At 63.6% G+C, this 16,737-nt stretch carries 11 protein-coding genes and 1 riboswitch; of the genes, 6 read left to right on the forward strand and 5 right to left on the reverse strand.

Features of this window, described 5'->3' with window-relative positions:
- Window positions 1–387: 387 nt before the first annotated feature.
- The 5 genes from CIW50_RS05905 (at window position 388) to CIW50_RS05925 (ending at window position 5,963) form a co-directional block, all read left to right on the forward strand.
- The gene (locus CIW50_RS05905; protein WP_149530263.1) at window positions 388–1,779 is read left to right on the forward strand and encodes a cell wall hydrolase; all 1,392 of its coding nucleotides are present in this window, start codon (window positions 388–390) and stop codon (window positions 1,777–1,779) included.
- Between the two features lie 266 nt (window positions 1,780–2,045).
- Window positions 2,046–3,296: an MFS transporter gene (locus CIW50_RS05910; RefSeq protein ID WP_149530264.1), complete on the forward strand. Its 1,251-nt coding sequence runs from the start codon at window positions 2,046–2,048 to the stop codon at window positions 3,294–3,296.
- 65 nt (window positions 3,297–3,361) lie between these two features.
- Window positions 3,362–3,514: riboswitch (FMN riboswitch) on the forward strand.
- Between the two features lie 81 nt (window positions 3,515–3,595).
- Window positions 3,596–4,105, forward strand: a complete 510-nt coding sequence (locus tag CIW50_RS05915) for a 6,7-dimethyl-8-ribityllumazine synthase (RefSeq protein WP_149530265.1) — start codon at window positions 3,596–3,598, stop codon at window positions 4,103–4,105.
- Between the two features lie 139 nt (window positions 4,106–4,244).
- Window positions 4,245–5,231, forward strand: a complete 987-nt coding sequence (acuI, locus tag CIW50_RS05920) for an acrylyl-CoA reductase (NADPH) (protein ID WP_149530443.1) — start codon at window positions 4,245–4,247, stop codon at window positions 5,229–5,231.
- A 111-nt stretch (window positions 5,232–5,342) separates the two neighbouring features.
- The gene (locus CIW50_RS05925; RefSeq protein ID WP_149530266.1) at window positions 5,343–5,963 is read left to right on the forward strand and encodes a hypothetical protein; all 621 of its coding nucleotides are present in this window, start codon (window positions 5,343–5,345) and stop codon (window positions 5,961–5,963) included.
- Between the two features lie 5 nt (window positions 5,964–5,968).
- Here the strand turns inward: CIW50_RS05925 and CIW50_RS05930 are convergent, their stop codons facing one another.
- Window positions 5,969–7,138 (reverse strand): M48 family metallopeptidase, encoded by a 1,170-nt coding sequence (locus CIW50_RS05930; RefSeq protein WP_149530267.1) that lies wholly within the window; start codon window positions 7,136–7,138, stop codon window positions 5,969–5,971.
- Between the two features lie 26 nt (window positions 7,139–7,164).
- The gene (locus CIW50_RS05935; RefSeq protein ID WP_149530268.1) at window positions 7,165–7,725 is read right to left on the reverse strand and encodes a LemA family protein; all 561 of its coding nucleotides are present in this window, start codon (window positions 7,723–7,725) and stop codon (window positions 7,165–7,167) included.
- 285 nt (window positions 7,726–8,010) lie between these two features.
- On the opposite strand from CIW50_RS05935, the gene CIW50_RS05940 reads away from it, so the two are divergent.
- Window positions 8,011–10,998, forward strand: a complete 2,988-nt coding sequence (locus CIW50_RS05940; protein WP_149530269.1) for an autotransporter family protein — start codon at window positions 8,011–8,013, stop codon at window positions 10,996–10,998.
- Between the two features lie 52 nt (window positions 10,999–11,050).
- Here the strand turns inward: CIW50_RS05940 and CIW50_RS05945 are convergent, their stop codons facing one another.
- The 3 genes from CIW50_RS05945 to smc all read right to left on the reverse strand — a co-directional run bounded on the left by CIW50_RS05945 (window position 11,051) and on the right by smc (window position 16,201).
- Window positions 11,051–11,431 carry a COG4315 family predicted lipoprotein gene (locus CIW50_RS05945; protein WP_149530270.1) on the reverse strand — a complete coding sequence of 127 codons (381 nt, stop codon included), beginning with the start codon at window positions 11,429–11,431 and terminating at the stop codon, window positions 11,051–11,053.
- 67 nt (window positions 11,432–11,498) lie between these two features.
- Complete coding sequence (locus tag CIW50_RS05950; protein WP_149530271.1) at window positions 11,499–12,491, reverse strand: small ribosomal subunit Rsm22 family protein; 993 nt, start codon at window positions 12,489–12,491, stop codon at window positions 11,499–11,501.
- 245 nt (window positions 12,492–12,736) lie between these two features.
- The gene (gene smc, locus CIW50_RS05955; RefSeq protein WP_149530272.1) at window positions 12,737–16,201 is read right to left on the reverse strand and encodes a chromosome segregation protein SMC; all 3,465 of its coding nucleotides are present in this window, start codon (window positions 16,199–16,201) and stop codon (window positions 12,737–12,739) included.
- Window positions 16,202–16,737 lie beyond the last annotated feature (536 nt).

Genomic DNA, 16,737 nt, shown 5'->3' on the forward strand with positions numbered 1-16,737 from the left:
TTCATGATCTGAAAAATGGCCGGGGAGTTCCCCGGCCATTTCTTTTGGCTACGTCATCCTCTGTAGTCGTCCCCGCCTTCGCGGGGGCGACACGGAGTGTATGTCGCACTCAGCGCCATGGAACTCGCAAACATTTTCAGGCTTACGCGAATTTCTCTTCATCATCTTTGTCAACGCGATGTTTACTACTTTTGTGGAGCCCCGGTTTACCAAGGCTTTCGAATGATTTCGCACTGCGTTCGTACAGCTTGCGTGTGGCGTTTGCGCATCGCCGATTAACTCCGCGGCAACTTTGATTTCGTACTAACGAAATAGATCGAAATGTACGGATGTGCTGATTAGTGCCGTACAGGACGATGCTGGTGTAAGCGTTGCGTGAGCGTATCGATGTTAGTACTGCGTAACCGGCCGAAGGGCGCGCGTGGCGCGTTCTTCGGCTTCGGTCTTTGCGTCTTCGCATTGGCCCCGACAGAATCTGGCTATCAGGACATCGCCTCGCTGCTGGCTCGCCAGCCGGGCGTGACCGAACGCTGGCAGAAGCGCGTCTTCGCGCCCGCCGTCCGCTCCATCCAGGTTGCGACGTTCTCATTCGGCCGCCCGATCGGCACCGCCTCGATCAATCCGACCTTGCAACTCGCCAGCCTCGACAACTCCGGCATCGACATTACCGGTGCACTGACCCGTAATCCGCTGGCGCAGCCGCCGCGCCGCTATGAAACCGCCGATTTTCCGAAAGTGGATCGCTCGCTGAAAGGCGATCGCCTGGCCATGCGTGCGCCCGAGCCCGTGACGCCCGATGAGCCGGCAAAGCAGGACTCATTCGACGACAACAGATCGGTGATGGGCGCGAAGACCGTCGATGCGCTGCCATCCGCGCAGCATGCGCCCCTCGATCCCGAGCTGGATGAAGCGCTGCGTGCCCCGCCGCTTGCGCAATACGACGCATCGCAGCCCGTGCAGCCCACCGAGGACGCCAAGACCGATGCAGCAGTAATCCCCGTGGAGCCGGCACCGGCCAAGGACGGCTTCTCGGTGAAGACCGCCAGCCTGTTTTTTGGCAGCTCGTCGCTCGGCGCATCCGTCGAGACGATGGAGCGCTGGCAGCCCGGCGAAGAGCCGACCATCGTGATGCCGGGCTTGAGCGTCGATCCTGACATGAAGGCCACGGCAGCCTTGCCGAAGGCCGCGATCAGCCCGAGTGATGGCGGCGAAAGCGTTGCCGGCAAGGGCGAGGTCAACAGCGCCAATCAGCGTGTGAAGACGCCGGCCGAACGCATGGGCCTGACCGAGCAGACCCGCGGCAAGCAGGAAAAATGCCTGACGGAAGCCGTCTATTTCGAGGCTCGCGGTGAAGCGGTGCGCGGCCAGATGGCGGTGGCGCAGGTGGTGATGAACCGCGTGTTCTCGGGCTTCTATCCGACGACTGTTTGCGGCGTCGTCTATCAGAACAAGCATCGCCGCCTGGCCTGCCAGTTCACCTTCGCCTGTGACGGCATTCCCGACGTGGTGAAAGAGCCTGATATGTGGGAGCGCGCCCGCAAGATCGCGAAGGCGACGCTCGACGGCCGGATCTGGCTTCCGGAAGTCGCGAAGTCCACGCATTACCATGCCTATTGGGTGCACCCATCCTGGGTTCGCGAAATGAAGAAGATGTACAAGACCGGTGTGCATTCCTTCTATCGGCCGCGCGCCTGGGGCGACGGCAGCGAGGCGCCGACCTGGGGCACAGCGGCACAGACGGCGGAAATTTCCGCCAAACTCTCCGAGATCAAGCCGTAGCAGCCGCGACTTTACCTCCGAGCCTGCCCAGAGCGATGCCATGCCCGGCATCGCTCTTTCCATTCCGGATTCCGCAAAATGTCATCCCGGCTCTGGGCTGCGATGATGTCTGCGTGGCCCTGCATTCCAGCAATGCATTCCCCGAAATCCCGATCATCCCCATTGGGATTTACATGCGAATGCATTAATCTCTCCTGCAATTCAGCCCGGGCCTGCGCTCTTGGGCTGGCTGAAATTTCAATCCGAATTTGATCCGGGGAAACGACATGGCGGCAATTGACGGCGCGACGCGCCCGGCATCGGGTTTTGGCTGGCGTACGCCGCTGGTGATCATCATTTGCGGATCGCTGATCGGCATGCTGACCTTCGGCCCACGTTCCAGCGTCGGCTTCTTCATGCAGCCTTTCAGCCAGGAGTTCGGCTGGGGCCGTGACGTTTTCGCGCTCGCCTTCGCCGTGCAAAACCTGCTCTGGGGCATCGGCCAGCCTTTCGCCGGCGCCGTCGCCGACAAGTTCGGCAGCGTGCGCGTGATCTGCGTCGGCGCCTTCCTCTATGCGGCTGGTTTGCTGATGATGCGCTACTCCTCGACCCCGCTCGAGCTGAATATCAGCGCCGGACTGCTGGTCGGTTTTGGCTTGTCGGGTTGCTCGTTCAATCTGGTGCTGTCTGCCTTCGGCAAGCTGATGCCGCCGGAATGGCGCGGCATCGCGCTCGGCGCCGGCACAGCCGCGGGCTCATTCGGCCAGTTCATCTTTGCGCCCTTCACCGTGGCAATGATCGACAACACCGGCTGGCAGGCAACGCTCACCGTGTTTGCGGTGCTGATGTTGCTGGTGATCCCGTTGTCGCTTGCCCTGGCGACTCCGACCGCCACGACATCCGCCGACGCGCCGGTAGCGCAGAAGCAGTCGTTCAAGAGCGCACTCACGGAAGCCTTTGGCCATCGCTCCTATGTGCTGCTAGTGCTGGGCTTCTTCACCTGTGGCTTCCAGCTTGCTTTCATCACCATGCATCTGCCGGCCTATCTGGTCGATCGCGGCTTGCCGGCGGCTGTTGGCGGCTGGGTGATCGCCATCATCGGCCTGTTCAACATCATCGGCTCGCTGACGGTGGGCTATGTGCAGGGCAAACTGCCGAAGCGCTATATCCTGTCCTTCATCTATTTTACCCGCGCGCTGGCGACCGTGGCCTTCATCATGCTGCCGCTGACCACCACCTCGGCGCTCGTCTTCGGCGCCATCAGCGGCCTTGCGTGGCTCTCCACCGTACCGCCGACATCGAGCCTGGTGTCGCTGATGTTCGGCACGCGCTGGCTGGCAACGCTCTATGGCTTCGCCTTCTTCAGCCATCAGGTCGGTGGCTTCCTCGGCGCGTGGCTGGGCGGTGTCGTGTTCGACAAGTTCGGCTCCTACACACCGGTGTGGTGGCTGTCGGTGCTGTTCGGCGTGTTGTCGGCGCTGATCAACCTGCCGATCGTGGAAGAGCCGGTGAAGCGTCCGATGGCGCAGCCGGCATGAGCCTGTTGTTGACTCGCTGATCTCCAGCGATAAAAATTGATATCGGCCGTCCCAGTCGGGGCGGCCTTCGTTCTCAGGGCGGGGTGAAAATCCCCACCGGCGGTAACTGTGCGAAAGTGCAGAAGCCCGCGAGCGCCTGCTGGATCGCTCCAGCAGGGTCAGCAGATCCGGTGCGATGCCGGAGCCGACGGTCATAGTCCGGATGAAAGAGAACGGGTATGCGCAGGGTCACCGCCTCAAGCGGATGCTCGGCGTGTGACCGTACGTCCTGATTCTGGTCTCAAACCGCGAGAGCATCCATGAATCAGCCTGTGATGAACTTCAAAGCTTCCTCTTCCCTCAACTCTGCACCAGCGACCGGGCGCATCGCCTTCATCCAGTCGTGCTGGCATAAGGACATCGTCGATCAATGCCGTGTCGGTTTTGTCGCCGAACTTGCGCGGCGTGGTGTGCCCGATAGCCAGATCGATGTCTTCGAAGTGCCCGGCGCCTTCGAAATTCCGTTGCAGGCCAAATTGCTGGCGCGCACTGGGCGCTATGTCGCGATCGTCGCGACCGGTCTCATTGTGGACGGTGGCATTTATCGCCATGAATTCGTCTCTGAGGCCGTGATCAACGGTTTGATGCGGGTGCAGCTCGACAGCGATGTGCCGGTGATCTCGGCGGTGCTGACGCCGCAGCATTTCCATGAACATGCCGAGCATGTCAGATTCTTCCGCGAGCATTTCGTCGTGAAGGGCACCGAGGCGGCAACGGCCTGTGCGGCCACCATCGCCAATATCGCGGCGACCCGGCAACTGGCCGCCTGATCGCCGTAATTATCGCGTCATACCGCTAAGGCCGGGCAGGGCTGCAGAGCTCCTGACCGGCTGGCGCGGGTGGCGTTTCGCGCCATGGCGCGGCATAATTCGGCAGCAGAAATCACAAGTAAAATTCGGGAGTGGCGTGTTGGGAACGTTCCAGGCTGTCCGCATCGACAAGGCTGATAAAGGCACCACGGTTGCGCTGACGCAGTTCGACGAATCCGAATTGATGGACGGCGACGTTACCGTGCGGGTCGAATGGTCCACGGTGAATTACAAGGATGGCCTCGCCGTCACCGGCAAGGCGCCGGTGGTGCGCCGCTTCCCGATGATCGCCGGTATCGACTTCGCCGGCACGGTGGAATCCTCATCCAATCCAAACTGGAAGCCCGGCGATAAGGTGATCGGCAATGGCTGGGGCACGGGCGAAACCCATCTCGGTGCCTATGCCGAAAAGACCCGCGTGAAGGGCGATTGGCTGGTGCGGTTACCGGATGGCATGACCACCCGCGATGCCATGGCGGTCGGCACGGCCGGTTACACCGCAATGCTCAGCGTGCTGGCGCTGGAGAAGCATGGGCTGAAGCCGGCTGACGGTCCGATCGTTGTCACGGGCGCCGCCGGCGGCGTCGGCTCGGTGGCGATCGCCGTGCTGTCGAAGCTCGGCTACCAGGTCATCGCCTCGACCGGCCGGACCTCGGAGGAGGGCTATCTCAAGGGCCTCGGCGCCAGCGAGATCATCGACCGCAACGAACTGTCGGGACCGGCCAAGCCGCTGGCGAAAGAACGCTGGGCTGGCGGCATCGACAGCGTCGGTTCGACCACCCTGGCGAATCTCCTGTCGATGACCAGGTATCGCGGCGCCATCGCCGCCTGCGGCCTCGCAGCCGGCATGGACCTGCCATCTTCGGTTGCACCGTTCATTTTACGCGGCGTGTGTCTTCTCGGTATCGATTCTGTCATGTGCCCGATCGAGCTGCGACAGCAGGCCTGGGCGCGGCTGGCGATTGATCTGGATCATGCAAAACTTGCTGAAATCACTCAGGAAATAACGCTGGACCAGGTGATCGACGCCGGCGCCAAGGTGCTCGCCGGTCAGGTCCGCGGCAGAATCGTGGTAAAGATCGGCTAACGACGTTCAGACTTTACCAACCAACCTGCTCCATTGTTGCCACGGTTGGTATGGTAAGCAGCGGGTAAAGACATCTGGCGGTCATCCGCGCTCGGTTGTTCGGAGTATCCTATGGTTGCGCGTTTTGTATGGGGAGCTGTTGTCGCGGCTGCTTTGGCGACACCTGCATTGGCAGACTCGATGACGGCCGATGAGGCCCGCAAGTTCGTCGCCGGCAAAGTCTTTGCCTTCACCTGTTTCGACGGCACCCGCGGCGCAGGCCGTGTGTTCGATGATGGCGGTGCGGCTGGCGCGGTGCAGTTCTCCGGCTCGGGCCCTGCGCGCAACATGCGTTTGCCCGGCAATACGCTGCAGGTGCGCGGCCAGGCGATCTGCGCCTCCATCAAGGGCCTGCCGTTCGAACCCTGCTTCAACCTCGTCAAGAACGATGAGCGCTCGTTCCGTGGCGCTGTGTCAGGCATGGGCTTCGCGTATTGCGATTTCCGCCACCAGGGCGGCCGTGGTCAGATGCTGATGGCCCGCTCGCTGTCGGCGCCGCGCTCATTGCGCGCGCCGTCCACCACCCGTTCGGCCGATGCCTCCGCTGGCGCCGACAATACGGTGACCCGCGTCTCGACGCCGCGCGTCGAGAGCAGCAAGATCGAGGCTGTCGGATCGATCAAGTCCGAGCCGGCAAAAGCGCCCGAGCCGGAAAAGACCGAAGCGCTCGAACTGCGCAAATCCACCAACTAAGCAAGCTAGGCGTGGCGTCCCCAAGGTCCTTTGAGCGGGGCCCGTAGCGGGTCCTGTGCGCCGCCGGCTGGCGTTTTGCCGTCGCTCCATGGGCCAGAGCGCGGCGGCAGCGGTAGCGTTTCCGTTCCGTCCGAAGCCGCTGTCTCGTCCGTGTCCGATGGCAGCGCCATCCGCCCGGGATCGTGCCCGCCCGCGAATTTCACCAGTGCCGCGACCCGCGAATCCACCGACGGATGCGTCGCGAACAGATCGGCAAAACCCTCGCGGGGATTGTCGATGCACATCTCCATCACGGCTGACGTGGCACCGGGCAGTTCGCCGCGATTCTCGATCTTGCGCAGCGCCGAGATCATGGCGTCGGGATTCTTGGTCAGTTCCACCGAACCCGCATCTGCCAGCAATTCACGCGAGCGCGACAGCGCGAAGCGCACCACCAGCGACAGCGCCCAAGCCAGCGCGATCAGTGCCACGGCGATGATGATGACAATGACTGCGCCGCCGCCGGAGCCTTTACTGTCGCTGTCAGACGAGGAAGACGATCGCGACGATCGGCTGCCGCCGAAGCGGAAACCGGAATTGATAAATATCCGGAAGAACAGTTCAGCGGCAAAGCCGACCACGCCGGCGATGATGACGGCCACCACCATCAGCTGCACGTCGCCGTTGCGGATATGCGTCAGCTCGTGGCCGAGCACCGCTTCCATCTCGTCATCGTTGAGCGCGCGCAGAAGGCCCGTCGTGACCGTGACGGAATATTGCCGTGGGTTCAGACCGGTGGCGAAGGCGTTGAGCGCATCGCTATCCATCACCTTCAGCTTCGGCATCGGAATGCCACGCGAGATGCAGAGGTTCTCAAGGAGATTATAGAGCCGCGGTTGCTGCTGCCGTGTCACGCTTTCGCTGCCAGTGATGGCGTCGATCATCTTCTGATGACCGAAATAGGCGATGACGATCCACAACACCGCGCCGATGGTGGCAAACGGCAAGGCCCTGATCAGGTCGCGCGTCGCCGCGTTGATATAATAGGCGACCGAGCCGTTGCTGTTGACCACCACCTCGCCGATCAGGGCGCCGGCGAACACCATGACGTAGATCAGCAGGAACAAGCCTGCGAGCAGCAGCATCGAACGCGTCTTGTTCGAGGCAATATGCGTATAGAGACCATAGGCGGCCATGATGCGCTGCTCGGTTCAGGCTGCGATCAGAACTTGACCTGCGGCACGGCTTCGACGTCCTTGCGGGTCTCGCCGAGATCGAAGAACTCCTTCGGGTGGAAGCCGAAGGTGCCGGCGAACAGAGCCGCAGGCATCTGCTGGATGCCGGTGTTGTATTCGGACACGGCATTGTTGAAGAAGCGGCGCGAGGCGGCGATCTTGTTCTCGATGTCCGAGAGCTCGGTCTGCAGCTGCTGGAAGTTCGCGTTGGCCTTGAGGTCCGGATAGGCCTCGGACAAAGCAATCAGCCGACCGAGCGCGCCGGAGAGCTGGTTCTCGGCCGCGCCGACCTGCGCCGGGCCCTGTGCACTCATCGCCGAATTGCGCGCCTTGATGACGTCGTCGAGGGTGCCGCGCTCATGCGCCGCATAGCCCTTCACGGTCTCGATCAGGTTCGGGATCAGGTCATGGCGCTGCTTGAGTTGCACATCGATATCGGCAAAGGACTGGTTGACCCGCTGGCTCAGCGCCACCAGCCGGTTGTAGGCAGCAAATGCCAGGACAATCAGGACAACGATGACGCCAAGAACGATCCAGCCGGTCGACATGTGAAAACCCCCAAAAGAAACCATCAAACCCAAAGCTTAGCCGATCATGCGGCCACACGGCAGGGGCCGCAGGGCATGTCGCGGCACGGATTAGTCGTCGCGGGGATGGAATACGTTCAAAAGGCGTTGCCGGGCAGCAGCCGTCCCGATCCGTATCGTTGCAGCAATGCATCACTCAGCAAAACTTGCATGTGGCGCCTGCGGGTTAGCGTCGCACTCCCTCGTCATCCAGCCGTCATCCGCAAAACCTAATGAAACCCTAACTTTTGAGGCTGGGGATTTCTGATGTTGGAATGGCGTAACGGCGCGAGCCGGCTTGCGATGGGTGTGGTTGTGGCGGCGCTGTTCGCGCCAATGGCGGCGGAGGCGCAGACATTCACTGTTCCTGCGGGCACAACGGACTCGGTGCCGAAGACACTCAACGGAACGCAGACGGGAACTGTTGAGGCGGGTGGGACCCTGCGGTCGACCACCAGCACCGCAACAGTTGATTGGAATGGCGCATCTACCGGGGTAGTTATCACCAACTCCGGCATCATCGAAAACACCAGCACAGGTCGTACTGTTGACATCGTCAATACGTCGGGCACCGCAGTGCTGAGTCCTCGCACGCTCACATTCCTGAACAATGTCGGTGCGATCGTGCGAACGACGCGGAACGACGCGTTTCGTTTCAACCTGGCGATGACGTCTGGCACGATCGTGATCGACAATGCCGGACTGATCCAGGCCGGCGGTACCGGCTATGCCGCGCTCGGGCAGGCGCTCGATTTCCGCGGCATGACTGGCGCGGCATCGATGACCATCATCAACCGTGCGACCGGCGTGATCGAAGCGATGACCGATGATGCGGTCCGGCCCGGCGCCAACGCTGTGATCAACAATTTCGGCATCATCCGCAGCTTCGGTGCCAATACATCCGGTGGTGCCAACGGCACATCGGATGGCATCGACACCGGCGGCAATCTCGGCGTTGTCGTCAACAATCAGGCCGGTGGTCTGATTTCCGGTGCGCGCCACGGCATCACTGCGGACAATGACGTCACGGTCAACAACGCGGCCGGCGGCACGATCCTCGGCCGCAACGGCTCGGGCGTCGGTTCCGACGGCGCCGGTACCGTCACCAACTACGGTCGCATCACCGGCACCTATGCCGGCGTCGGCAACATCTTTAACTCGGACGGCATCGCGCAGATCAATGGCGATGGCGACGGCGTCGATATCGACAATGTCGGAACCATCATCAACTACGGCATCATCGAAGGTACCGGCGCCGGCGGTTTCGATAGCGGCGGGCGCGCCAATGCCAGCGAAGGCATTTCCATCGGCGGCGGCACGATCACCAATTACGGCACCATAAGCGGTGCAAATACTGCGATCGTCGTCAATAAGGACACCAATGTGGATCGCAGCGGCGTCGCAGCGACCACAATTATCAACTATGCGAGCGGCACGATCATCGGCCAGACAGGTTATGCGATCCGGCTCGAAAACAAGAGCACGGCGACGCCGGCGATCAATAACGACACGATCGTCAACTACGGCACGATCATCGGCAACGGTGCGATCCCCGATCCAAACGCGATCGTGTTGATGAACACAGGCGTCGCTGACCCGAATTCGGTCGGCACCCTCAACGGCGTCACCTACACCGGCACCGGTTCCGCCCGCTTCATTCGCGGTGACGGCTCCGCCATCCAGATGGGCGAAGGCAATGACGTGCTGACCAACTACGGCACGATCATCGGCAATAACGGCCGCGCCGTGAACATGGAAGGCGGCAACGATACCGTCAACATCATGAAGGGCTCGCGCATTGTCGGCCTGGTCGATGGCGGCGTCGGCACCGACACGCTGAACTACAACAAGGCCGGCCTCACCGACGCCAAGCGCGCCGCGCTGCAGGCGGGTCAGACCGTGAATATCGGCGGTACGCTCTATACGTCGTTCGAGGTGATCACCGGAACGTCGTCTTCGTTCGCATCCTTTGCCAGCGCGGGCTCGTTGGGCGTCGCCTCGCTGTTCGACAATCTGCCGGCCACCGCCACCAGCAGTTCGGTGGTCAATCTGCTCGACAGCGTTGCCAGCTCAGCGGATGTCGGCGCGGCCTTGGCACAGCTCACGCCTGCGGCCTATCAGGGCCTCGGCCGCATGACCATGAATGACGCGTTCCAGGCCACCTCGCTGGTTGGCCAGCACCTGACGCAGAACCGCCTCGGCGGCCTCGGCACCGACATGTCCGGTGTGGGCAACGCGCTGGCGATGTTCGACGGCGGCATGTTCGACAAGAACTTCGGCGCCGATCGTGCGCTGGCCGCGGTGACGGCATTCCCTGGCAGCGCAAGTTCTGCGCTGGCCGATGCCGGCTGGGGCGGCAATGCGGCCGATGCGATGGCCTACGCGCCCGTGACCAAGGCTCTGCCGGGCCTGCGTCCGGTGGCCATCGCTGCCGAGCAGGGCCTGTTCATCACGTCGGGCGCGAGCTTCGCGCGCGAAGGCGCACGAACTGACGCACCGGGCTTCAAGTCGAACACGGTCAACGTGCTCGCCGGCTACGACCGGCGCATCACGGACAGCATCGTCGCCGGTGTGTTCGGTGGCTACGCGCTGACCCGCGGCGATATCGATAATGTCGGCAGCCACGCCAAGATCTCGACCGGAACCATCGGCGGCTATGGCACCTATCAGGCACCCGGCTGGTTCGCGACCGCCATGGGCCTCTATGGCTTCAGCGATTACGACACCACGCGCATGGCGCTAGGCACGACGAACACCGCGACCTTCAGCGGCGATCACTATTCGATCCGCGGCACGGTCGGCACCGATCTGCGCGTCAGCGGCTGGGTCGTCACGCCGGAAATCGGCTTGCAATATACGCGGGTGATGACCGATGGCTTTGCGGAGCGCGGCGGTGCTGCGGCGCTGGTGGTCGGCTCGGACAGTTCGGAATCGCTGCGCTCGAGCGTTGGCGCACGCTTCGCCTATGACTACGCGCTGAACGGCGGCGTGCTGACGCCGGAATTGCGGCTGGCCTGGCTGCATGAATTCAGCGACGGCGTGCGCGGCATCAATGCGAGTTTCGCCGACACCACGCTGCCGGGCTCGTTCATCACCGCGACCGGCAGTGCGCTGCGCGATCGCGGCGTCATCGGTGCCGGCCTGTCCGGCAAGCTTGCGCCGCTCACGGTGCTGTCGGTGAACTATGATGCGATCGTCGGCAGCAACGACGCGGTGGCGCATCAGGTGATGGGCCGCATCCGGCATTCGTTCTGATTTTTACCCTCTCCCCCGGCGCAGCATAGCTGCGCTGAGGGAGGGGAGAGACTTACGGCTTCGCCATGTGCCAGGCGCCGTTCAGGAAGCCGTCGCCATTGGTATCGCCGGCAGCCATGTCCTTCTTGAAGGTGTAGAGCGGCTTGCCCTTGTAGGCCCACATCTTCTTGCCGTCGTCGCGCACGACGATGGTCATGTCGGCGGTCGGCTTGGCATCGTCGGCGGCCATCAGCGCCGGCCAGTTTTCCGCACACGGGCCATTGCACATCGACTTGCCACCAGCGTCCTTGTCGAATGTGTAGAGCGTCATGCCCTTGGCATCGACGAAGGTCTTGCCCTTGGCGGTGTCGGCGGTCTTCAGCATCTGCGCCGAGGCGGCGCTTGAGGCGAGCATGAGAGTCAGAGCCGCGAGGGCGGCGAATGATTTGGTCATTGCAGCGTTACTCCTGATGATTGGGCGACGCAGTCGCGTCAGGAGAACAAACGCCAGCTGTAGAGAATTATTCCGTGGATGATGCCGATGAATCGAAAACCGCATCGCCCCAGTCGAGCTTGCGGAACTTTGCATACAGCGCCTTGTCGCGGCGTGGTGCGTTTGCGGCGATAACGCCTACATTTGTGCAGAGTTTTGCCGTGATTGCGATCTTTGTCGTTACCGGTTGCGTCAGCACGCGCGAAGGCCGCTGCGCGACAGGCGCACGCGACAGCGCGACATAAATAAATTTCTCGTCCTCATAGGGAAGTTCTGCAGATTTGAGTTGTTTGTGCACACGGGAGCGCTGCAGCCGCTGGCTGAAGTGGCACCAGTCCGGTTTGACCAGTGGACACGCCTCGTCATGCGGGCAGGGCGCGATCACGTGCGCGCCGGCATTAATGAGCTGCGCACGTGCGTCGAGGATGCGTTGAGTGCCGGCCGGTGTGCCGGGCTCGACGATCAGCAATGTGTCGTTTGTTTTTGCCCACATAGCGGCCACGAGCCTCAAGCGCGCGGCATCGTTGAGTTCGTTGATGACGTAGCTCGCGATCACAAGATCGGCGGACGGCGCGTCGGCGATTGTCGCGGCAGCGTCGCCGAGCTCGTAGCGCATTGCGGGGATGCGGTGGCTGTCCTGCGCCAGGCCGAGTGCCAGCGTGCGCAGAGCGGGATTGGCATCGAGCAGCGTGAACGCATTGAGCGACGGGAACGCTTCGGCGCAGGCCCAGGTCGCTGTGCCCGGTCCGGCGCCGCAATCGAGCAGCGAGGCCGGCGCGAAATCCGGCCGGGTCTCCTGCAGCGCATTGAGGCTGGCGATCACGGCGGCGTAGGTCGCGGGCATGCGGGCAAGCGCGTAGGCCAGCGCGTCGGTCGCGTTGCGGATGGCCGTGGAGCCGCCGCCCGAGCGATAGGTCTGCGAGATGGTGTCAGAGCGCGCAGCCGCATCGTTGCGCGAGAAGCCGTGCAGGCGGGCGTTGAGAGCCGCGGTGAGTTCGGCGGGGAGATCGGGGGCGGTCATGGATGAAGCGACGCTCCTCGTGTCCCTCCCTCAAGCGGCGACGCCGCGCAGTGGGGGCTGGCGGACGAATTCGTCCGCCATGGGTGGATCGATGCGAGCGTTCAGCAAGCATCGAAACGGGTGGGGTGGTTCAGCACGCTCTATGTCACGTGGTGCGCCCCACCCCGGCCTATCGGCCGACCCTCCCCACCGCGCTTCGCTTGGGGGAGGGGGCGATTACCGTCGGCGTTTGACCAAGAACCAGCTTACGCCACTTCCTGATCGAGGATCTTCACCGCGTTTTCGAGATCCACCGAGACCAGCTGCGACACACCACGCTCCGCCATCGTCACGCCGTACAGGCGGTGCATGCGCGCCATGGTGATCGGGTTGTGGGTGATGGTGATGAAGCGGGTTTCGGTCGAGGCGCACATTTCATGCAGCAGGCTGCAGAAGCGCTCCACGTTGTGGTCGTCGAGCGGCGCGTCGACTTCGTCCAGCACGCAGATCGGCGACGGGTTGGTCAGGAACACCGCGAAGATCAGCGCCAGCGCGGTCAGCGCCTGCTCGCCGCCGGACAGCAGCGACAGGGTCTGCGGCTTCTTGCCGGGCGGCTTGGCGACGATTTCCAGACCGGCTTCGAGCGGATCGTCGCTCTCGATCAGCTTCAGCTCGGCTTCGCCGCCGCCGAACAGTTCGACGAACATGCGCTTGAAGTGGCCGTTGACGATGTCGAACGAGGTCATCAGCCGTTCGCGGGCTTCCTTGTTCAGGCTCTGGATGCCGGTGCGCAGCTTCTTGATGGCTTCGACGAGGTCGTCGCGCTCGCCAGCGAGGCCGTTATGCGTGCCTTCGACTTCGTTGAGCTCTTCTTCGGCGCGCAGGTTGACGGCACCGAGACGCTCGCGATCACGGCGCAGCTTTTCGAGATCGGCTTCGATATCGGCGAGCGGCGGAAGCGCATCGTCCTGGCGGACTTCGGCCAGCGCCGCGACGCCTTCCGGCTCGACTTCCAGCATGTCGCGGATTTCGCGCTCGATGTCCTCCAGGCGGCGCTTGCCGCTTTCCATGCGCTCTTCGGTGCGGGCGCAGGCTTCGCGGGCGGCCGACAGAGCTTCGAGTGAACCGCGGGCATCGCGGTCGGTCTCGCGCATCGCGTTTTCGGCCGAGGCGAGGGCGTTGGCGGCGAGCTGGCGGGCCTGTTCGGCGCTTTCGACTTCCGAGATCAGCGCGCGGCGCTTCTGCAGGTAGAGCGCCGGGGCGTCTTCGAGTTCGGCGCGTTCGCGCGTCACTTCGGCGACGCGCGCCGCGACAGTTTCGATCTGCGAGGCGGCGGAGGTCTTGCGGTTCTGCCAGTCGGTGCGTTCGGCGATGATCGCCTGCAGGCGACGGTCGGCGAGTTCGGCCTCGCGGGCCAGTGCCTGCGCTTCGGCGCGCACCTGGGCGGCGCCGCGGCGATGGCCTTCGATCTCGGCGCGTACGGTGGCGAGTTGGGCTTCGGCGTCGGAGCTCTCCGGCAGATATTCCAGCGCGGCATGCGCGCTCTCATGGGCGGCTTCCGCCTCCATGCGATCGTTCGACAGGCGCGACTGTGCTTCGGTCAGCGTCGCGCGGCGGGCCGCATGGCGGTTGATCTCGCGCTCGGCATTGGCATGGCGCTCGCGGGCCTGGTCGACGTCGCGGCGGGCGTTGCGCAGCGCTTCACGGGATGCGCCTTCGGCCGAGGCCGCAGACTTCAATGCCTGTTCGGCGCTGTCCAGCGCTTCGCGCTTGGCAATGGCGTCGATCTTGGCGTTTTCCAGATCGGCTTCGATATCGGTCAGGCGCGCGCGTTCGGCGAGACGGCGGGCCGCGCCAGTCGGTGCATGCGCGCCGGCGACAAAACCGTCCCAGCGCCAGACGTCGCCTTCCAGCGACACCAGCCGCTGGCCGGTCTGCAGCTGCGAGACGAGAGCCGCGCCCTGATCCTTGGAGACGACGCCGATCTGCTTGAGGCGGCGCTGAAGCTCGGCGGGGGCGTTCACGTGCGATGCGAGCGATTCCACGCCAGCCGGCAGCGCCGGGTCGTTGGCGTGGTCGCCGGCATTGGTCCAGCGCATCGGCGCGGAGGGATCGACCGGCGCGTCGAGATCGTCGCCGAGCACGGCGCCCAGCGCCTTTTCATAGCCCTTGGTGACGCTGACGCCGTCGATGATCGGCGGCCACAGGTTCTTGGTCTCGCCGTTGAGGATCTTCGAGATTGTGCGGGCTTCGGTCTCGAGCCGCTGCACCTTCTTGTCGGCTTCGTTCAGCGGCGCGCGCGAGGCTTCCAGCGTCTGGCGCGCGGCAACGTGTGCGGCCTCGTTTTCGCTGACGGAATATTCGGCCTGCAGCAGGATTTCCTGCGAGGTCTCCATCAGGGCTGCGAGTTCGTCGAGATCGCCGAAGCCCGAGGTCTGCGCGGTCAGCGCCTCGATCTCGGCCTCGACGCTGGCGATTTCCTGGCCGAGACGCGCCAGGCGATCGGCCTGGCTGCGCACATTGGACTGCAGCTGGTTGCGCTTGGCGGTCATGTCCGCATGGGCGGTGGTGAGTTCGGTGAAAGTGCGCTCGGCGGCGGCCAGCACGGCTTCGGCCTCGGAGACGCGGTCATCGACGCCGCCACGCAGCTCGACGCGCTGCATGATCTCTTCCTTGAGCATCGCGTCTTCTTCTTCGAGACGGAGCAGCGCGAATTCGGCGTCTTCCGACTGCTTCATCTCGCGCGCGACGTCGCTCTCGAACTGCGTCAGACGACGATCCAGTTCGGTGGCGCGCTCCTTGGCGCGCTCTTCCTCGCGGTCGAGCATGTCGCGGGCATTGGTCAGGCGCTGCAGGCCGGCGGCAGCAGCGGCTTCCGCCTCGCGCAAAGCAGGCAATTCACTGGCGCGGATCGCCTGGATGCGCGCGGCTTCGCCCTGTTCGCGGGTGCGTTCGGCGAGATCGCGGACATACTGGTCATGCAGGGTCGCTGCTTCGGCATTGTCCTGATGCGCCTGCAGCCAGCGCAGGTGGAACAGCATGGCCTCGGCCTTGCGCACCTTGCCGGCAACTTCGCGGTAGCGGATCGCCTGGCGGGCCTGCTTCTTCAGGCCTTCCATCTGGCCCGAGAGCTGGCCGATCACGTCCTCGACGCGGGTGAGGTTGGTTTCGGCGGCCTTCAGGCGCAGCTCGGCCTCGTGGCGGCGCGCATGCAGGCCGGCGACGCCGGCGGCGTCTTCCAGCACGCGGCGGCGCTGCTCGGGCTTCGCCTGGATGATTTCGCCGATCTTGCCCTGGTGGACGAGGGCGGGCGATCGCGCGCCGGTGGCGGCGTCGGCGAACAGGATCTGCACGTCGCGGGCGCGTACGTCGCGGCCGTTGATGCGGTATTGCGACCCGGCTTCGCGCTCGATGCGGCGGGAGATTTCGAGAATTTCGGCGTCATTGACCATCGCCGGCGCGGTGCGATCGGTATTGTCGATCGTCATCACCACTTCGGCGTGGTTGCGCGACGCGCGGTTGCCGGAGCCGGCGAAGATCACGGCGTCCATGTCGGCGGCGCGCAGCGACTTGTGCGAGGTTTCGCCCATCGCCCAGCGCAGCGCTTCCACCAGATTGGACTTGCCGCAGCCGTTCGGGCCGACGACGCCGGTCAGACCGGGCTCGATCATGAAATCGGTCGGTTCGACGAACGACTTGAATCCGTGCAGGCGCAGGCGCGTGAGTTTCATGGATACGGTACTCTGGTTAGCCGACAGGCCACTTTATTCAAAAAGCCCCGGCAGAGCGCGAATCCCCCAACACGAACAATAGCATAAATGCATCTGCCGCGCGGGTGGAGACTCGCTGGTCGCGGCTCTCATTGGCCCGGACAATGGCGAGACGAGGGCAGCCGCGCAACCGCGGAACCCCGCTTTTCCCAAGGGTTTTGCGGGGGATAGGTGGGGGAGGGCGTGAAAAAGGGCTTGTTTTAAGGGGGATGCGGGAGGAGGGCGGGAAAAGTCCGCTATGCCTCGCCATTTATGTGGAGCGCGACGCCCGGCCGCAGCGGTCGTGGCTTCGGCCCAGGATCTAATGCTGACGGATGATCTGCTCACGTCAGGCCGGATCGAGGTCATTCCGCCGGAGGATGCATTGCCAACAGTGGCGCTGAAGATGCTGATCGTCCGCAGTAGCGCCGGTATCGTCCGTGTGCGGCGGCTCGTAGGTTTTCTAGTGGGGAAGGTTGGGAGAAGCGCGGGGTGAGGAGTGAGGGAGGGCAGTCGAA

Source organism: Tardiphaga sp. P9-11 (genome assembly GCF_008329525.1).
In the GTDB taxonomy this organism is placed as follows: domain Bacteria; phylum Pseudomonadota; class Alphaproteobacteria; order Rhizobiales; family Xanthobacteraceae; genus Tardiphaga.